This window comes from Allopontixanthobacter sediminis (assembly GCF_009828115.1).
GTDB lineage: Bacteria > Pseudomonadota > Alphaproteobacteria > Sphingomonadales > Sphingomonadaceae > Allopontixanthobacter > Allopontixanthobacter sediminis.
Genome location: NZ_WTYL01000002.1, coordinates 757,560 through 776,354, shown reverse-complemented (window position 1 = coordinate 776,354; position 18,795 = coordinate 757,560). Strand labels below are relative to the sequence as shown.

14 protein-coding genes are annotated in these 18,795 nt (G+C 63.5%); 9 read left to right on the top strand and 5 right to left on the bottom strand.

Features of this window, described 5'->3' with window-relative positions; genetic code table 11:
• The first annotated feature begins 48 nt into the window (after positions 1 to 48).
• From GRI65_RS09390 to GRI65_RS09375, 4 genes are all read left to right on the top strand, one after another.
• Complete coding sequence (locus tag GRI65_RS09390) at positions 49 to 789, top strand: alpha/beta fold hydrolase (RefSeq protein ID WP_160756242.1); 741 nt, start codon at positions 49 to 51, stop codon at positions 787 to 789.
• Positions 790 to 818: 29 nt separating this feature from the next.
• The gene (locus GRI65_RS09385) at positions 819 to 1,670 is read left to right on the top strand and encodes a tetratricopeptide repeat protein (protein WP_160756241.1); all 852 of its coding nucleotides are present in this window, start codon (positions 819 to 821) and stop codon (positions 1,668 to 1,670) included.
• Positions 1,671 to 1,881: 211 nt separating this feature from the next.
• Complete coding sequence (locus tag GRI65_RS09380) at positions 1,882 to 6,615, top strand: NAD-glutamate dehydrogenase (RefSeq protein WP_160756240.1); 4,734 nt, start codon at positions 1,882 to 1,884, stop codon at positions 6,613 to 6,615.
• Positions 6,616 to 6,708: 93 nt separating this feature from the next.
• A complete protein-coding gene (locus GRI65_RS09375; RefSeq protein WP_160756239.1) occupies positions 6,709 to 7,935 on the top strand; it encodes an NAD(P)/FAD-dependent oxidoreductase in 1,227 nt (408 codons plus the stop codon).
• Here GRI65_RS09375 and queG read toward each other — a convergent pair.
• Positions 7,919 to 9,001: a tRNA epoxyqueuosine(34) reductase QueG gene (gene queG, locus GRI65_RS09370; protein WP_160756238.1), complete on the bottom strand. Its 1,083-nt coding sequence runs from the start codon at positions 8,999 to 9,001 to the stop codon at positions 7,919 to 7,921. The genes GRI65_RS09375 and queG overlap by 17 nt on opposite strands.
• A 53-nt stretch (positions 9,002 to 9,054) precedes the next feature.
• Here queG and GRI65_RS09365 point away from each other — a divergent pair, with 53 nt between their 5' ends.
• The 4 genes from GRI65_RS09365 (at position 9,055) to msrB (ending at position 13,374) form a co-directional block, all read left to right on the top strand.
• Positions 9,055 to 10,053: an ABC transporter ATP-binding protein gene (locus tag GRI65_RS09365; protein WP_408609046.1), complete on the top strand. Its 999-nt coding sequence runs from the start codon at positions 9,055 to 9,057 to the stop codon at positions 10,051 to 10,053.
• Complete coding sequence (locus GRI65_RS09360) at positions 10,050 to 11,312, top strand: ABC transporter permease (protein WP_160756236.1); 1,263 nt, start codon at positions 10,050 to 10,052, stop codon at positions 11,310 to 11,312. The genes GRI65_RS09365 and GRI65_RS09360 overlap by 4 nt, the downstream gene beginning before the upstream one ends.
• A 117-nt stretch (positions 11,313 to 11,429) precedes the next feature.
• Complete coding sequence (locus GRI65_RS09355) at positions 11,430 to 12,776, top strand: cytochrome P450 (protein WP_160756235.1); 1,347 nt, start codon at positions 11,430 to 11,432, stop codon at positions 12,774 to 12,776.
• A gap of 100 nt (positions 12,777 to 12,876) precedes the next feature.
• On the top strand, positions 12,877 to 13,374 hold the full coding sequence (msrB, locus tag GRI65_RS09350; RefSeq protein WP_160756234.1) for a peptide-methionine (R)-S-oxide reductase MsrB: 498 nt from the start codon (positions 12,877 to 12,879) through the stop codon (positions 13,372 to 13,374).
• On the opposite strand, the gene GRI65_RS09345 is transcribed toward msrB, so the two are convergent.
• The 4 genes from GRI65_RS09345 to GRI65_RS09330 all read right to left on the bottom strand — a co-directional run bounded on the left by GRI65_RS09345 (position 13,375) and on the right by GRI65_RS09330 (position 17,989).
• Positions 13,375 to 15,144 carry a hypothetical protein gene (locus GRI65_RS09345; RefSeq protein ID WP_160756233.1) on the bottom strand — a complete coding sequence of 590 codons (1,770 nt, stop codon included), beginning with the start codon at positions 15,142 to 15,144 and terminating at the stop codon, positions 13,375 to 13,377. It lies immediately after the preceding gene.
• Entirely contained in the window at positions 15,141 to 15,557 is a 417-nt protein-coding gene (locus tag GRI65_RS09340) for a GtrA family protein (RefSeq protein WP_160756232.1), read from the bottom strand. Before GRI65_RS09340 ends, GRI65_RS09345 begins: the two co-directional genes overlap by 4 nt.
• A gap of 38 nt (positions 15,558 to 15,595) precedes the next feature.
• The gene (locus GRI65_RS09335; protein ID WP_160756231.1) at positions 15,596 to 17,194 is read right to left on the bottom strand and encodes an NAD(P)/FAD-dependent oxidoreductase; all 1,599 of its coding nucleotides are present in this window, start codon (positions 17,192 to 17,194) and stop codon (positions 15,596 to 15,598) included.
• 120 nt (positions 17,195 to 17,314) lie between these two features.
• Positions 17,315 to 17,989, bottom strand: a complete 675-nt coding sequence (locus tag GRI65_RS09330; protein WP_160756230.1) for a PilZ domain-containing protein — start codon at positions 17,987 to 17,989, stop codon at positions 17,315 to 17,317.
• A 326-nt stretch (positions 17,990 to 18,315) separates the two neighbouring features.
• Here GRI65_RS09330 and GRI65_RS09325 point away from each other — a divergent pair, with 326 nt between their 5' ends.
• Positions 18,316 to 18,774, top strand: coding sequence for a DUF4126 domain-containing protein (locus tag GRI65_RS09325; protein WP_232844025.1), 459 nt, complete (start codon positions 18,316 to 18,318; stop codon positions 18,772 to 18,774).
• Positions 18,775 to 18,795 lie beyond the last annotated feature (21 nt).

Sequence of the window (18,795 nt, the reverse complement as noted above, 5' to 3'; positions counted from 1 at the left end):
CGAAGCGCATCTTGCTCCTGAACCCGCGTTGGGCAAAAAGAGCACCATATGACCGACATCCAGTTTCACACTTTGCCCGGTGGTCGCCGGATCGCCTTCCGCCATGCCGAAGGAACGGGGCCCACGCTGGTGTTCCTGCCGGGCTATATGTCCGACATGGCCGGCAGCAAGGCCGAGGCGGTGCTGGACTGGACTTTGGAGGCGGGTCGCAATTGCCTGTTGCTGGATTATTCGGGCTGCGGCTCCAGTCCGGGCGATTTCGCCGATGGTACGCTGTCGCTGTGGCGGGACGATATCCTCGACCTGATCGGGATTAAATGTTCCGGCCCCGTCATCCTCGTCGGATCGTCAATGGGCGGCTGGTTGATGCTTCTGATAGGCCTCGCGCTGGAAGACCGCCTTGCGGGCCTGGTCGGCATCGCCTCCGCGCCGGATTTCTCCGACTGGGGCTACAGCGAAGAACAGAAAGCCCGGCTGGAACGCGGCGAAACGATCCATGAGCCCAATCCCTACGGCCCGGAACCGACTCCGACACACGCCAAATTCTGGCACGATGCGCAGTCGAACCGGTTGCTCACCGGCGAGATCCCGATCACGTGTCCGGTTCGCCTGCTCCACGGACAGAGCGACGGTGATGTTCCGTGGGAAGTAAGCCTGCGACTGGCAGAGCAGCTTCGTTCGGACGACATACAGGTGACGCTGGTAAAGTCCGCCGATCATCGCATGTCGCGCGATGAGGATATCGCCCTGCTGCTGGGCACGATTGCCCGGCTGCCCGTCTTCGCCTGATCCCCCGTTCGCTTGATAAAGGCCCGCCTATGTCCCTCTTGCTAGCCGCTCTTCTTCAGGTTGGCGCGGCACCCGGCACTCAACCGGTGTCCCCCGTTCCCGACGAACTGTGGGAGCAGCGGCGACTCAACCGGGAAGCGACCGAGCAGCGCGAAGATGCGGCCAGCGTTACCGACAACCGGCTCGCCAAGTGCGCCGCGTTGATCGAGATCGATCCGGCCGCCGCGCGAACCGAGGCCAGCAACTGGCTGGAAACCGACGGGCTGGAGCAGAAATCAGATGCCGCGCAATGCCTCGGGATGGCGGAAGTACAATTGGGCCAATGGGAAAATGCCATCGCGGCGTTTATCCGGGGCCGCGACGTAGCTCTGCCCGGAGCGTCCAAAACGCGGGCCCAGCTCGGCGCGATGGCTGGTAATGCCCAATTGGCAGTGGGTGATACCGCAGCATCGCTGGCAACACTTGAACAGGCGGACAGGGACGCTGGCCTCGCCGGCAACGAAGTTCTCAAGGGTGAGATCGCGCTCGACCGGGCACGGGCGTTGGTGGCGCTTGGCCGTCTGGACGATGCGCAGTCCGCTCTCACCCTTGCCCGCACCGCACTGCCTTACAACCCGCAGGCTTGGCTACTGTCCGCCACCCTTTCGCGGCGGCTGGACACGCTGGACGATGCGCAGCGATTCATCGAGGAAGCCGCGCTTCTTGCACCGACAGATCCTGAAATCGGCCTGGAGGCCGGGGTGATCGCCGTGCTTGGCGGACGCGACGATGCGGCGCGGCGGAGCTGGACTTCGGTGGTCGAGTTGTCACCCGGCAGTCCATTGGCGCAGACCGCGCGCAGTTATCTCGCGCAGCTCGGGGAAGTTGGCCAGACCGAGTGAGCCGGGGCTAGGTCCGGTTGGAAAGGGCGGTTACCTACTGTCGAACTGTGTCGAAACCCTTTAGGGTACCGGCAACCAAAGCGCACGGAAGGCAGGACAAATTCCCCAAACAGCGGCTTGCCGCACTCGGGACATCCGACTATCCGTGAATTTTTGCTGCACGGTGCAGTAACATTATAACAAGGCTGAGCGGCCTGCAGGAGCTGGACGGATGGGATCGAAAACCACCGCAACGACTCGAAATTCATCTTCCCCCGATGGTAAACTCACGGCGGCGCTGACCGACCGGATCAGCAATTCGCTGTTGCCCGGCGATACCCCCTTTGCGCGCGACAAGGTCGCCGACGCTGCCGCGTTCCTGCTTGGCGCCATCCAGCAGCGCACTCCGGGCGAGGCGATCGTTACGCTGGTTTCAGCGAGCGACCAGCGCCGCTTCATGCGGATCGCGATCGTCAACGAAGACATGCCGTTCCTGGTGGATTCGGTCGCCGCGACCATCGCCGCGCAGGGCCTGTCGATCGACCGTCTCGTCCATCCGGTGATGCCGGTGGAGCGGTCGGACAGTGGCGAATTGCTGGAAATACCCGACAGCAAGACGGACAAAACCGTACAGGAATCGATCATCTACGTGGAAACCACGCGGATCGATGCGCGTCAGCGGCGCGATCTTGAAAAAGCCCTGCGGGTAACTCTTGGCGACGTGCGCGCTGCGGTCAAGGACTGGCAGAAACTCCGCGATGCGATGTGTGCGGACGCGGATTTGCTGTCAGGCGAAGGCGCGGCCCTGCTGCGGTGGCTCGACGACGGAATGCTGACCCAGCTGGGCCACCTGACGCGGCACCGCGACGGTTCGCTGAGCGACCTGCTCGGCATCTGCCGGCGCAGCGCGAACCAGATCCTGGCCGATGCGTCCTATGACCGGGCCTTCGCCTGGTTTGACCTGGCCCTGACCAGCAAGGCGAAGGCGAAACGGCTCCAGGCCCCCTTGGTGATCAAGGCCAACCTGCTGTCGCAGGTGCATCGCCGCGTACCGCTCGATCTGTTTATCGTACCAGTTGTCGAAGACGGCAAAATTGCCGCGCTGTCCGTCCACGCGGGCGTGTGGACCAGCGCGGCGCTGGCCGCCCCGCCGAGCCAGGTTCCACGCCTGCGCACGCAGTTGACCGAGCTGATCGACAAGTTCCATTTCGACAACAAGGGCCATGCCGGCAAGGCGCTGTTCCACGCCCTGACCGCGCTGCCGCACGACTTGATGATCAGCTTTCCCAAGGCCGACATCGAACGGGTCGCGACGACCATGATGAGCCTGGTCGACCGGCCGCGCCCACGCCTGGCGATGGTCCAGGCCGCCCTGTCGCGCCATCTGTTCGCGTTTGTCTGGTTGCCCCGGGACCTGCTGTCGACGCAGGTCCGCAAGCAGATCCAGAACCTGCTCGAAACCGGTGCCAACGCCGAATTGCTCGACTGGAGCCTGCAAGTCGAAGGCGGCAATCTGGCCATGCTGCGGTTTGTCCTCGATATTCGCGGCGGACAGCCGGTCAAGAGCGAGAGCGAACTCGAAGCGGCGATGCAGGATATGCTGCGCGGCTGGGCGGAAGCCGTCGAAAGCGAACTGGCCGAACATCTCGAGGCAGGCCGTGCCGCGGCCATTGCCACACGCTTTGCGGAGGCTTTTCCCCTGTCCTACCGGAGTGTCTACGGAGCCACGGAAGCCGCGCTCGACATCCTGCGGATGCGTCACCTGACATCGGCGGAGCCAGGCACATCGGCACCCCAGGGCGACGAGCGCAGCGCCCGGCTGTATCAGCTTGCCGGCGATCCCGAAGGCCAGCTTCGCCTAAAAATTTACGAACACGGCGGCACGTTGCCGCTGTCCGATTCGGTGCCCGCGCTGGAGAATTTCGGCTTCCGGATTCTTGGCGAGACCCCCACGGTGCTGGACGAAGGTGAGTTGGGCGCGATCCACGATTTCACCCTGGCCCTGCCGGAAGGCGACCGCGCCGCCGAATTGCTCGAGCGGTCTACCTCCATCGAACAGGCGATCGCCGCGGTATTGAACGGTTCGGCGGAGGATGATCCATTCAACCGCCTGGTTATCGGCACAGCGCTGTCTGCGACCGAAGCCGACTGGCTGCGCGCGTTCTACCGCTATTTGCGGCAGGCGGGGATAACCTTCACCATCTACACCGTGGTCGATGCGTTGGGCCGCGCCCCTGCGGTCACTTCGGCGCTGATCGACCTGTTCACCTGCATGCACGACCCCGCCTTCGAAGGCGACCGCGATGCCGCGGCCCAGAAGGCCGAGAACGCCATCCGGCAGGGCCTGTCGCAGGTGTCCGCGATCAACGATGACCGCCTTCTCCGTCTCTACCACGCCCTCATCGGCGCGATCCTGCGGACCAACGCCTTCGTCGGCGCGTCGGCTGAGGCACTGGCATTCAAGATCGAATCGAAGCTGGTCCCCAACCTTCCCAAGCCGGTGCCGTGGCGGGAAATCTTCGTTTATTCGCGCCGGGTCGAAGGGATCCACCTGCGCGCCGGACCTGTGGCGCGCGGCGGCCTGCGCTGGTCCGACAGGCGCGACGATTTCCGCACCGAGATCCTCGGCCTGATGAAAGCTCAGCGGGTCAAGAACGCGGTGATCGTGCCGACCGGCGCGAAAGGAGGCTTCTATCCCAAATTGCTGCCCGCGCCCGCAACCGACCGCGAGGCGTGGGCCGCAGAGGGCCGCGCCAGCTACGAGATTTTCATTCGCACGCTGCTGTCGATCACCGACAACATCGTCGACGACAAGGTCGTCCATCCCGACAACGTGGTGATCCATGACGGCGAGGACCCGTATTTCGTGGTCGCAGCAGACAAGGGCACGGCGACTTTCTCCGACATTGCCAACGGCATTGCCGAAGCCCGCGATTTCTGGCTCGACGATGCCTTCGCCAGTGGCGGTTCGAATGGTTACGATCACAAGGCGATGGGCATCACCGCGCGCGGCGCGTGGGTGTCCGTCCAGCGCCATTTCCTGGAAATGGGCGTGGACGTGCAGAACGATACCATCCGGGTTGTCGGCTGCGGGGACATGTCGGGCGATGTTTTCGGAAACGGCATGCTGCTCTCGAAATCGATCAAGCTGGTGGCCGCTTACGACCACCGCCATATCTTCATCGATCCCGATCCCGATCCGGCAGCAAGCTGGAAGGAACGGGCGCGGATGTTCACCCTGCCGCGGTCCAGCTGGGAGGATTACGACGCCAAGCTGATTTCCAAGGGTGGCGGCGTGTACAGCCGGTCGCTCAAGCAGATTCCCTTGTCGGCGCAGGCCCGCAAGGCCCTCGGCATTGACGCCAAGACGATCGAGCCCGACGCGCTGATTTCCGCGATCCTTGCCGCGCCGGTTGACCTGATCTGGTTCGGCGGCATCGGGACCTATGTCAAAAGCTCTTCCGAAAACAACATCGCGGTCGGCGATCCGGCGAACGACAGCCTTCGCGTCGACGCCGCCATGCTTCGCGCCAAGGTGATCGGCGAGGGCGCCAATCTTGGTATCACCCAGGCCGGCCGAATCGAATTCTCGATCCTCGGCGGGCGCTGCAACACCGATTTCATCGACAATTCCGCCGGGGTCGATTGTTCCGACCACGAGGTCAACATCAAGATCGCGCTGGCTGCCGCGAAGCGTAGCGGCAAGCTGTCAGAGAAGAAACGCGTGGCGCTGCTGGCGTCGATGACCGACGAAGTCGGGGCGATGGTGCTGGAGGACAACCGGCTGCAGGCGCTGATCCTGTCGATCGCGGAAACCGGCGGCGCAAAATCGGCCGCCTCGCAGATCCGGCTGATCGAAACGCTGGAAGAAAAGGCCGATCTCGACCGGCGGACGCAGGGTCTCGCCGACGGAACCACCCTGGCGCGCCGTGCGGCCGACGGGGTGGGCCTGACCCGCCCTGAACTGGCGGTGCTGCTATCGTCCACCAAACTGCTGCTGCAGGACGCGATCGAGAACAGCGCCCTGCCCGACGATCCGGCGATGGAAGAGGTCCTGATGACCTATTTCCCTGCTGCGATGCGCAAATCCTTCAAGACGGAAATTCTCGGTCACGCACTGCGCCGCGAAATCATTTCGACGGTGCTGGCGAACAAGGTGATCAACTGCCTTGGCCTGGTCCATCCGTTCGAACTGGCAGAAGAAGAAAGCGCCCAGTTGGCCGAGGTCGCCAGCGCATTTTTCGCCGCAGTCGAATTGTTCGACATCGACGCGCTGTGGGCGCAGCTCGATACCGCCGAATTGCCCGAATCGGCGCGGCTGATGCTGTTCGAGAAAACTGCCTCTGCTGTTCGGGGCCAGATGGCCGACCTGCTCCGGCGCGGCGCAAGCACGACAAGTCCATCGCAGGTTGTCACGGAGCTTTCGCCCGGGATCGAAGAACTGTCCGATGCGAAGGACAGCTTGCTGGCCGCCGAATCCCGTCAGCAATCGGCCAAGTTGCGTGCCAGTTTCATTGCCGCCGGAACGCCGGAAAAACTGGCAGCACAAGTTGCGCATCTGTACGATATCGACGGCGCGGTCGGGCTTGCCAGCCTGTCGCGCGATGCGGAAATCCGGGCACCCGAACTGACCCGCGCCTTCACCGATCTGGGATCGATGCTCGGTCTTGACTGGGCGCAAGGGACCGCAGCCCTGATGGAACCTTCGGATGTGTGGGAACGGCTTCTGGTTGCGGGCCTCGCACGCGATTTCCAGCAGATGCGGCTCCAGTTCCTGCGCCGGCTATCCCGCCGCAAGAACGCCAAGGCCGATCCGGTCGGTGCGGTCGCTGCCTGGGCGGACGACAACGCCGCCGCGATTCGCCAGTTTCGCGCGATGATCGGCCGGGCGCAGGCGCACAGCCCCGTCGCGCCTGCGGTATTGGCCCAGATCGCGAGTCAGGCGCGCAACGTCCTGGGCCGGTAGAGCGATCTTTCCCGGTCGGTGCCGGGTGTATTGCCCCGGGGCAGACGCGCCTAATGGGTTGACCCCGCGGAGGATTGCGACAAACCACGTCGCATGGATCATGCAGACGTTATTATCGTGGGCACCGGCCATGGCGGCGCGCAAGCGGCCATCGCTCTTCGCCAGAACAATTTCGAGGGGTCGATCATCCTGCTCGGGCGGGAAAAGGATCCGCCGTACGAGCGCCCACCTCTTTCGAAGGAATATTTCGCCGGAGAGAAACCGTTCGAGCGGATCCAGATCCGCCCGACGCAATTTTGGGCGGAAAAGGACATCGACCTGCGTTTGGGCAGCTACGTCACCGACGTCGACTGGATGGACCACACCATCACCCTGTCCGACGACACGAAGCTGACCTATCGCAAGCTGATCTGGGCTGCCGGCGGCGATCCGCGGCGGCTGTCCTGCGCCGGGGCCGACCTTGCCGGCGTGCATTCGGTGCGGAACCGCGCCGATGTCGACCGGATGGTAACCGAACTCGCCGGCGGTCCGAAGCGCGTCGCGGTGATTGGCGGCGGCTATATCGGGCTGGAGGCCGCGGCAGTGCTGCGCAAGCTCGATCACGAAGTAGTCCTGCTCGAAGCCCTCCCGCGGGTACTGGCCCGGGTGGCAGGACAGGAATTGTCCGATTTCTACCAGGCGCAGCACCGCGCGCACGGGGTCGATTTGAGGCTGGAAACCACGGTCGAACGGCTCGAAGGTGACGGCGACAAGGTCACCGGCGTAAAGCTGGACACCGGTGAGATAATTCCGGCGGACCTTGTCGTGGTCGGCATCGGGATTGTTCCCGCAATCGGCCCGCTGATCGCCGCGGGTGCCGCGGGCGGGAACGGGGTCGATGTGGACGAGTTCTGCCGGACCACCCTCGACGATATCTACGCCATCGGTGACTGTGCTGCCCACGCCAACCCCTATGCCGACAACGCCGTCATCCGTCTGGAATCGGTCCAGAACGCGCATGATATGGCAAGCACCGCGGCGCGCGCGATCTGCGGGGACAAGCAGCCGTATAACGCCTTCCCTTGGTTCTGGTCGAACCAGTATGATTTGAAACTTCAGACCGCAGGGCTGTCCCTGGATTACGACCAGACCGTTCTGCGCGGCGATCCGGACAGCAGCAGGTTTTCGGTAATCTACCTCAAGGAAGGGCGTGTCATCGCGCTCGATTGCGTCAATTCGGTCAAGGATTACGTCCAGGGCCGCAAGCTGATCGAAGCGAGGTTGGTGCCGGACCCGGATATCCTGGCCGACGCGGACACCCCGCTCAAGGAACTGCTGTAAGTTCGAGCTGATCCAGCGCCCAACGCGCAGCCTCGGCAACTACCTCGTCGCGGTCGCCGGTCAGCGCGCGCACATGGCCTGCCAATGCCATGTCGCCGCTGTTGCCAGCCGCGATCAGGCAATTGCGCACGAACCGGTCACGGCCGATGCGCTTGATCGGCGATCCGGAGAAGAGGGTCCGGAAGCCCGCATCGTCCAGCGCGAGCAAGTCAGCCAACGCGGGCGCGGTAAGTTCGGCGCGGGGCAGGAACGCCTTGTTGCGGGCCGCAGCATCGGCAAACTTGTTCCACGGGCAAACCGCCAGGCAATCATCGCAGCCATAGATGCGGTTGCCCATTGCGGCGCGGAATTCCTCGGGGATCGGCCCTTTGTGCTCGATCGTGAGGTAAGAGATGCACCGCCGCGCATCCAGCCGGTACGGCGCAGGGAAAGCGTCGGTCGGGCAGGCATCGTGGCAGGCGTGGCAACTGCCGCACTGGTCCTGATGCGGCGCGTCGGGCGCGAACGGCAAGGTGCAATAGATCGCCCCGAGGAACAGCCAGCTGCCATGCGCGGCGCTGACCAGGTTGGTATGCTTGCCCTGCCAGCCAATCCCCGCCGCCTGCCCGAGCGGCTTTTCCATTACCGGCGCGGTATCGACGAAGACCTTCAACTGCGGCTCGTCCAGGCCGCGCGCCCGGCATTCGGCCACCAGCCAGCGGGCCAGCGCCTTCAGCGCCTTCTTCACCGTATCGTGATAATCGCCGCCCTGCGCATAGGTCGAGATACGCGCCTTTTCCGGTTCGCTTTCCAACGCCAGCGGATCGGCCGACGGGGCATAGCTCATTCCCAGCGCGATCACACTGGCGGCGTCGGGCCACATGCTCTGCGGGCCCTGCCGCACTGCGGCGCGTTCCTCCATCCATTCCATCGTGCCGTGATGGCCGGCATCCAGCCATTCGCGCAGCCGGTCCGCCTGCAATGGATCATCTTCCGCCGGCGCAAAGCCAATCGCCGCGAAGCCCAGCCGCGCGGCTTCGCGTGTCATCGCAGTCTTCAGGCCGTCCATGACAGCGGCGTTAACCATTATTGGGGTTGCTCCCGTTCACGCACGGGGGGTAATCGGCGCGTATGGACATGATGCTAAGCGAAGCCACCGATGCACACAATCCCGCATCCGGAGGCATCCTCGAGACTTCCAGGCCCATGGCGATCGAGGCGCGCGGCCTGGTCAAGCGTTTCGAAGGGACCACGGCGGTGGACGGGGTCGACCTGGCAGTACCCGAAGGCGCTATTTACGGTATCCTCGGCCCGAACGGAGCGGGCAAGACCACCACGCTACGGATGCTGCTCGGCATCATCGATCCCGACGCGGGCATCCGGCGGATATTCGGGCATGACCGGCCGCACGACATTGCGCGAATGATCGGTTACCTGCCGGAGGAACGCGGTCTGTATCCCTCGATGAAGGCGTATGAGGCTATCGGATTCCTCGGCGCCCTGCGCGGTCTGCCGCTGGCCGAGGGCAAGCGGCGCGGGCGCGAATTGCTGGAACGCCACGACCTCGGCCATGCGGCGGATCGGCAGATCCGCCAATTGTCGAAGGGGATGGCGCAGACCGTCCAATTGCTCGGGACACTGGTGCACAAACCACGGCTGGTGGTGCTGGACGAGCCGTTTTCCGGTCTCGACGCGATCAACCAGGGCAAGCTGGAACTGATGATCCGCGAGCTGGCCGCCGAAGGCACGACGGTAATCTTTTCCACCCACGTCATCGCCCACGCCGAACGGCTGTGCGAAGGGGTTGCGATCATTGCCGGCGGCAAGGTTCCTTACGCGGGATCGGTTGACGAAGCGCGGGACCGGATCCCGGCGCAAGTACGGCTCGAAACCCGCGCCGAACACGGCCGCTGGCGGGACGCCTTGCCAGCCGATGCCCGGCGCGAAGGGGATTTCTGGATGTTCTCGCTGCCCGAAAGCGGGATCGAGCCACTGCTGCGGGCGCTGATCGAAGGGGAAGCGGGCATCCTGTCGCTGTCCATCGAACGCGCGGGCCTGCACGATGCTTTCGTCCATATTGCCGGTGAAGCCGCCGCGCGCGCCCTGACCGAACAATCCGCCGTGGAGGCCGCCCGATGAGCCCGTCCGAAACAGCCGGCGGGCACCGCAAGTCCCGCCTCAACTTGTGGAGCGCGGCCTTCGTGATTGCGAGGCGCGATTTCCAGGCGATCCTGTTCAGCCGCGCGTTTCTGTTTTTCCTGCTCGGGCCGGTATTCCTGCTCGGCGTCGGCGCACTGTCGAGCGGCGTGGGCAGCCAGATCCGGGAGGAGACCGTAGATCCGGAAGTGGGTATCGCGATGAGCGTTCCCGACACCGCCGCAATGCTGGCCGCACACACGGCATTGGCGGAACAATTGGGCGGGGCAATGCCGCCCATGATCGCTGTCGAAACCTCCCCCCAGGATGGCAATCTGCAGCAGGCTGCGGAAGCGATTCTCGAGGAGCGTCAGGGGAATTATGCCGCGATCGTGACCGGCACACCGGCAGCGCCGGTGATGACCGGGACCGCGGACCAGCTCGATCGGCTCGGCGGCCGGGTGGCGTTGGTTGCCGCAGCGGCGATCGGCGAGGCGCCGGCGAAATTCCCCGAAATCACGACTCAGGAAGTCGCTACCAGCGGCGCGAGTGAGAAAAGCAGCCGCGTCGTCACCGCGCAGATCAGCCAGATGCTGCTGTTCCTGCTGACGATGCTGCTCGCCGGGATGGTACTGTCCAATCTGGTCGAGGAGAAAGGCAACAAGATTATCGAGGTCCTCGCCGCGGCAATCCCGATGGACGCGGTGTTCCTCGGCAAGCTGTTTGCGATGCTGGGCGTGTCGATGGTCGGGATCCTGGTCTGGGGCTCGGTCGCCGGAGTGCTGGTGCTGGTGGTCGGGGCCGATCTCGCCGCGCTGCCGCCGCCTGCGGTCGGCTGGCCGCTGTTCCTGCTGCTGGGCGTGGTCTATTTCTCGATGGGTTACTTGCTGCTCGGATCGATCTTCCTCGCGATCGGATCGATGGCCGCCACGGTACGCGAGGTGCAGACGCTGTCCATGCCGGTAACCATGCTGCAGCTGCTGGTGTTCTTTTTCGCCAGCTACGCGATGGCCAGGCCCGGTTCCCCCATGGAAGTGGCCGCGGTGATTTTTCCGCTCTCATCCCCCTTCGCCATGATGGCCCGCGCGGCCCAGATGGAGGCGCTGTGGCCCCACGCGCTTGCAATACTGTGGCAGGTATTCGCAGTAGCGGTGTTCATCAAGGCGGGCGCAACGCTGTTCCGCAAGCGGGTGATGAAATCCGGTCCGCAGGGCGTTTCGAAGAAGCGGCGGTTCTGGAACCGTAAGCCCGCGGCGACCTGATCGGCTCGGCTGAAATTTAGGTCGCATTTCGCCACCGACTATTGACAACAAGGTAAGTAAGCGCAGGATAGTCCCGCGATTGCCGACCGGTCAGGCGGCGACGCGAGGAGAGATCTGATGGCAACCCAACCGGCAGATGTTTCGGCGCCGCAGGATTCGGCCGCGCCGATTTACCGAACCCACCCCACGGCAGTAGAGGCGCTGGATGCCCATTTAAGCGAGCACCCCGAGGACCTTCCGGTCCATACCCAGGCCTGGGACGTCAGCCGCAGCGACATCTATGTCGAGGACCGGTGGCAGCCGGTCTTCGCAGAGATGCGCGAGAAGGAACCGGTCAACAAGGTTACCGGCAGTCCGTTCGGCGATTACTGGAATGTGACCAGTCACAAGGCCATCCAGCACGTCGAGGCCCTGCCCGAGATATTCAGCTCCTCGTGGAAAAATGGCGGAATCACGATCCTCGATCGCAAGGACGACATCGTCGCCGACCGGAAGTTCGAACTGCCGATGTTCATCGCCATGGACCGGCCCGAACATACCGGACAGCGGCGCACTGTCGCACCGGCCTTCACGCCGGCGGAAATGACCCGGCTGACGGGTGACCTGCGCGCGCGCACCAGCGAAGTGCTCGACACCTTGCCCCACGGCGAAACCTTTGACTGGGTGGAGAAGGTCTCCATCGAACTGACCACCCAGATGCTCGCGGTCCTGTTCGATTTCCCATGGAAGGACCGGCACCTGCTGTCGTTCTGGTCCGACTGGGCTGGCGATACCGAAGTCGCGCTGATCCCCGGCCTCGACGAAATGCGGCATACCGTGCTGATGGAGATGGCCGGCTATTTCACCCGGCTGTGGCAGGAACGGGCCGACGCCGGCGAGGCGCCCGACCTGATATCGCGGATGATCCACTCGGACGCGATGAGCGACATGAGCCCGCAGGAATATATGGGCAATCTGGTCCTGCTGATTGTCGGCGGTAACGATACCACCCGTAACACCATGTCCGGCATTGTGCATTCGATGGACGCATTCCCCGACCAGCGGTCCCTGTTCGAAAACGATCCTTCGGTAATCCCCAACGCGGTGCAGGAATGCATCCGCTTCCAGACCCCGCTGGCCCATATGCGCCGCACCGCGACCGAGGATACCGACCTGTTCGGCAAGGAAATCAAGGCCGGTGACCGGCTGATACTATGGTATCTTTCGGCGAACCGCGACGAGGCCGTGTTCGATCATCCCGACACGCTCGATTTCACCCGCAACAACGCCCGCCGCCATCTGGCGTTCGGCTACGGCATCCACCGCTGCGTCGGCGCGCGGCTGGCTGAATTGCAATTGCGCATCCTGATGGAGGAAATGCACGCCCGCCGGATGCGCGTGAACGTGGTCGGCGCGGTGGAGCGGGTGCGAGCCAATTTCGTCCACGGCTTTCGTAAACTGGAAGTACGGCTGGAAAAATTCTAACCCCCGGACACTCGCTTGGCTTGGCCGTTAAGGTGAAACTTTTGGGCGCTAGGCTGCGTATATAAAGGACAACAAGATCTTTTCGCCCGAGGAAACCCCCATGATACCGCATCAAACGCCCAGCCGACGCAATGTCCTGACGCTCATCGGAACGGCTGTATCGGGCTTCGCTCTGGCTGGCTGCGGATCGTCTCCGGCTGAAGCACGGACTTTTCCCAAATCGCTGACTGAGGCGGAATGGCGCAAGAAACTGACCGAGCAGGAGTTTTACGTCCTCCGCCGCGCAGGGACCGAACGCGCCTATTCCTCGCCGCTCGACAAGGAAAAACGCAGCGGTGTCTTCACATGCGCGGGTTGCGGCAACCGTCTTTATTCCTCGAAAACCAAATACGACAGCGGAACCGGCTGGCCCAGTTTCTACCAGCCGCTGTCAGGCGGTATCGTAACCGATACGGACTACAAGCTCGGTTATCCGCGCACCGAAGTGCTGTGTGCCGATTGCGGCGGACATCTGGGCCACGTCTTCAGCGACGGCCCGCGCCCGACCGGCAAACGCTATTGCATGAACGGCGCGGCGATGGATTTCATCCCCGCCTGATCACCGCTTGATGCGCCAGATCCTGACCGCACCCCCGCCGGGGACCGCGACGGGTTCCAGCCATGACGGCTCGTCGCCGCCAAGCAAGTCTGCCATGAACCCATCCGGCATGGTCCGGGCGTAATTACGCGCTTCGACCAGACCCGGACACACCGCCACATAACGCGTCCCCCGCGCTAGTAGTGCTGCTTCGGCTTCAGCGGCGGAACCGATGAATATCCGGATCATCGCTGCCATTCCGGGGCTGCCCCGATGATGCCCGGTGGCAATTACCGAATGGGCCGTCGAATTCAGGAGTTCGGGCCCCATATCGATCGGGGCAATGATTTCGCCTTCCGGCAGTTTGCGCAGAGTCGGCAGAGCATCGCTGATCGGACAGTCCGCAGTTTGCGCGCCGTTATCCTTGGCGCGCACTTCCGTCGGGATCAACGCGGTCAACAGGCCAAGCGGGAGTGCCGGCATCAACGCCAACGCGGTTCCGGCCAGGGTCGCGATACGGCGGCCACGACTGCGCATGTTGCGGGCCGCGCGGATCCACACGGCGATCTGCCAGCCGAGCGGGATCGAGGCGATCGCTCCGGCCACCGCCCCGGCGCGGGCCACGAATAACGCAATCAGCAGCGCAGCGCCCAGCAACATGGCATAATCATACCACCACTGGCGCAGCCAATCGCTGCTCCGGCCTGCAAGCTTGACGGCTGCGAGCAAACCAAGTGCCGGCGGTATCAGCATTTGCATCGCCAGGGCGGGCGATTGCTGCCACATCGGCATCCCTTCGCTCACGTTGCGATACCAGTATTTTGTCACCAGCGGATCGAGCGCTTCGAAGCCGCCGCCGGCGCATTGCGGTGCGGCGAAATAGACGATCCCGGCGGCGCCCGCCGCGATCACCGCAAATCCGGACAACAGCGCGCCGCGCGGGATCGGCTCGCAGTGCGCCAGCACGAAGATGGAAACACCGCCCCAGCCAAACACGGCGAGATGCACTGGCGACACCGCGTCACAATATTGGGCCAGGTCGGAAAAGCCCCGCGTCCCGGCAAAGATCAGCGCAGAGACGACGGCCAGCGATCCCATGATCGATGCCATGCGGCAACTGGCCCGCCGATCCCCCAGCCAGCGAAGCGCGGCGACCCCGCAGATGGCCAGCGCCAGGGGCAGGCCTTCCACCGAAATGGAGATCCACAAGGCCAGCGCGAAGCCGGTAAGCGCGCCGCCCAGACGCGGGTCGCGGGCCATCATGCCGTTCAAGGCCAGCAAGGCCAGCACGATCTGCCAGCCGTGGTGGTCGATCCTCAGTGGCCCCATCTGGATGATAACCGGTACCGACACCGCCATCACGAGACACGTCATCCCGGCTGCTTCGGCTCCGATCAGCCGCCAGGCAATGCGTGACGCCAGCAACAGTGCGATACCGAATGTCAGCAACGGTACCATGATCGCCGCTGCGATCTCGGCGGCGCCCTGCGCCATGAACAGGGAGAACAACCAGATCAGCGCCGCAAGCGGCACATCGACCAGCCGCGACCAATGCATCGGTACCCCGCCCGAAACGGCGTCGACCCGGTATTGATGGACATCGAACCAGCTTTGCCCTGCCAGCAGGTCCCGGACTTGCATCAGCCGCATGACATCGTCGGGATCAGGAAAACGTCCGGCGGAAATGCTGCCAAAGCTGGCGACCAGCATCAGGGCGCAGACCGCCACCCACACGAGTGCGGTCCGGACCAACAGTTCCGGCTCGAACAAGGGGCGCCTGCGGTCGATCATGCCTGCGTCCGGGCGCGGAAGACGATCCTGGCGCGAAGCAACCAAGTCGCCGTGAAACTGACCATGATGGCGGCCAGTTTTGCCAGTTTAGGGTCGATCCCGGCCAAATCGGCAGCGCCAACGATCGCAGTGGTCAGGACCAGGCCGACCAGTGCCGAAACGACGAACAGCGCTTTCTGCCGGTTCCGGTCGCTCCCGCGTTCAGCGACGGTGTCGTGGAACACGGCGCGGCTGGACAGCAGCCAGTGCGCGAAGATGCCCAGCGCGTAGCCGAAAGCGGAAGCCGGTGCCGCCGCGACGCCAAGCGCCAGCAACGCCAGGAAACTGCCGAAATCCACCGCCAGTGCCCCGGCGCTGGCGAACAGATAGCGGATCAGACGGATATCGCGCAGCCTGGTCAGATATGCGGTCATCGTTTGCCCCCCCTGCGGTCCCCCCGCCGGAATTTGTTTCACGCAGCCCTGGAGCTGCCCTTTATCGCCGAAATCCGTTCCGGAACCCCGCGCAGCGAATTGAGCGCCGCGGATTGATCTTGCGTGACTAGCAAGCCCTCGTCTGCATTTTCGCGGGCAGGGAGCGCGGCTTCAGCACCTTCGGTCCCGGCTTCATGATATTCGGCGTCTTCGTTGACGCACCAGGTGTCGTACACGCGGGTGCCGGCGAGGATATTCTCGGTCGTCAGCATCGCGGTCATCATCGCGTGATCCTGGTTGTTGTAACGGTGCATGCCGTTGCGGCCGACCAGATGCAGGCTGGGATATTTCCCTTCCAGTTCCCGGCGCATGGCTTCCACGTTGGCGGCGTAATCCTCGTCATAGACCGGATAGGCCTTCTCCTGGCGAACCACTGCGCCGCCGATCACGTCGGCAGGATCGCACAGCCCGAGGATGTTCATCTCCCGGGTCGCCAGCGCGATCAGGTCATCGTCCGAAGACGCCCACAAGCCGTCCCCTTCGAAACAGAAATATTCGAGACCGACGCAGGCGACATCTTTGTTTGGCACCATTTCCGGCGACCAGCTGCGGAAATTCTGCACCCGGCCAACCTGGACCTGGTCATCGTGGATGTAGATCCAGTTGTCGGGGAACAGGTCCGCGGATTTAATCTTGAGTGCGACCGTCAGGAAGTCCCGGTATTTGAGTTTGGAAGCGTTCAGCGTGGTATCGGGCAGCGGGTGCAGCCGCGCCGCCAGCTCGCGCATCGGCGCGGAGCTGATCGCGTCTTTCGCGGCGATAACGATCTTTCCATCCGGCCCGTTTGCGGACATGCGCCACCCACCGGAGCCGTCGCTGGCAAGCTGTTCGAGGCCATGCCCCATGATTACGGTGCCGCCGGCCGCGACAATCTTGTCCCGTGCGGCATCCCACATCATTCCGGGGCCGAGCCGCGGATACCGGAACGTTTCGAGCAGCGTCTTGGCTGCCTGCCCGTCGTTGGGCTTCTTGTTGAGGCCCAACGACCGCTTGAGACCGTCGACCACCGCGCTCCACAGGGACAGGCCCTTGATGCGTTGGGCGGCCCAGTCGGCGCTCATCTCTTTGCACGGCATGCCCCAGACCTTCTCGGTGTAGGTCTTGAAGAAGATGGAATAGAGTTTGTGGCCGAACTGGTTGGTGGTCCAGTCTTCAAAACTTCTTACGTCTGCGACGGGAAACAGCTTGTAGCGCAGATAGCTGACCATGCAGGCAGTGGAGCGCAGGATGCCAAGGTTCGCCAGCGCTTCGAAAGCCCGCAGCGGGTACGAATAGAATTTGCCCTCGTAATATATCCGGCTCATCCGGGGGCGCTGGATGAAATCGTCCGGCAGGATCTCGTCCCACAGATCGACGACCTGTTGGCTCTTGGAGAAAAACCGGTGCCCGCCAATGTCGAACCGGTACCCTTCATGCTCGACCGTCCGGCTGATTCCGCCAACGTAGACCGGATCCTTCTCGATGATCGCAACCGTCTTGCCCTGCTTGGTCAGCAAATAGCCTGCGGTCAGGCCGGCCGGGCCCGCACCGATAATGGCGACATCGACGTTCAGTTGCTTGGCGGTTTGGTGATTCATCTGTGCCCCGGTCCATCTTCTGGTCCGGGAGTGAAGGAAAATGGTTAGGGGAAGGTTAATTTCGCCGATTTGATGGCGTCATGACAGCGCGCGCGCTGCTGGTTTGTGGCGGCTAACAGCCTAGGAATGCGCCGGTCCCGAGGTTCGTTTCTGCAGGGCATGGACGATTTCGGCCAGGTCGCCGATGCGGAAGGTGGTGTCGAAGATCAGCCCGTATCGTTCGCCCTGGCGCCAACGGACCTTCGCCTCGATATCCGGCATGGTACGGCTTTCGATCCACATCGTCTGGGCAATCTTCAGATGCTCGCCGGTTTCGATCATCGCGCCCTGCTGGGAGATATTGTGCAGCACCGCGTGATATTTCGCGCCGGAAATCGCCAGTTTCACCGGTAATTCCGCGGCAAAGCGCAACTCGCGCTTGGGAAACCGGCTCGACCGGCGGATCATCTGTTCGACGTCGACCGGCGTCAGGAACTGGAACCCTGCTTCACCTGGTTTTTCCCAGATCGACCGGACCGGATGGCGGTCCCCGGTTTGCATTTCGAGTACGAACCGGGAATCGATATCGGCGGGAAGCTGCTCGACTGGCGGGAGCGGGTGAAACAACCGGACACTGATACCCTCCGCCGACACGTCCCGGATGACACAGAGATATTCCGCTCTGCCGCATACCAGCTTCGCCGTACGGATGAGCAGGGTAAAGCGCGGCGCAGCCCGTTCTTCGAGCGCGACCGCAGGCGGCAGTTCCTGGTGCTGTACGACGCCTAACGTCCCGCCGATTTCTTCGTAACCCATTGCTGCCCCTTGGACCATTCTGTCAAAACCCACGACGAGGATCTTTACCCGAATGAAAGCTAGTTTCCCGCTATCACCGGCCTAGGGGCCATTACTGAAAATTGTGTTTAAGAATTGCTTTCTTGCGGCCGGTTCGCCGAATGTTTTTGGCAGGTGCGATTTGCCAAGTCCGGTGGGATGAAGGCGCAGCATATGCGGGCGATACACGGGACCCGGTGCGTCTGCTCGCTGGCCCCCGCGATGAAGGCAATTCGCGCACACCAGTTTGCCGGATCGTTATGCGCAGTGGTCCGTTCAAAAGGCAGACACTTGCGAAAGGATTTGCCATGCTTCGTTCGATCCTGATGGGACTGGTTGCCGGCCAGCGATCCATGACTCCGCTGGCTGTACTAGCCGGTGCGGCGCGTGAGGGGCGCCTCCCCTACGACAATGCGGAGGCAGCGCTGCTTTCGACACGTTTCGCCGCTGCTGGCGGCACCGCCATGGCTGGTGCCGAAATGGCGGGTGACAAGATGGAGACGGCGCCCGACCGGACCGTGTTTCTCGGCCTGCTGGCGCGCACGATCACCAGCGGTTTCGCGGGCGGGGCGCTCGCTCCGCCAAGGCGCCGTCTCGCCGGGGCGGCACTCGGCGTCGGTGCGGCGATCGCATCTTCGCATGCGGGGCTGGCTGCGCGCAAATGGGCGATGCGGCGCTGGGGGCAGACAGCAACCGGCTTTGTGGAAGACGCCATCGTTCTGGCAGCAGGTTGGGCAGTCGCCAATACGAGGCCGGTGAACGCCTGACGCGCGGCGGTCTTCCGAAAG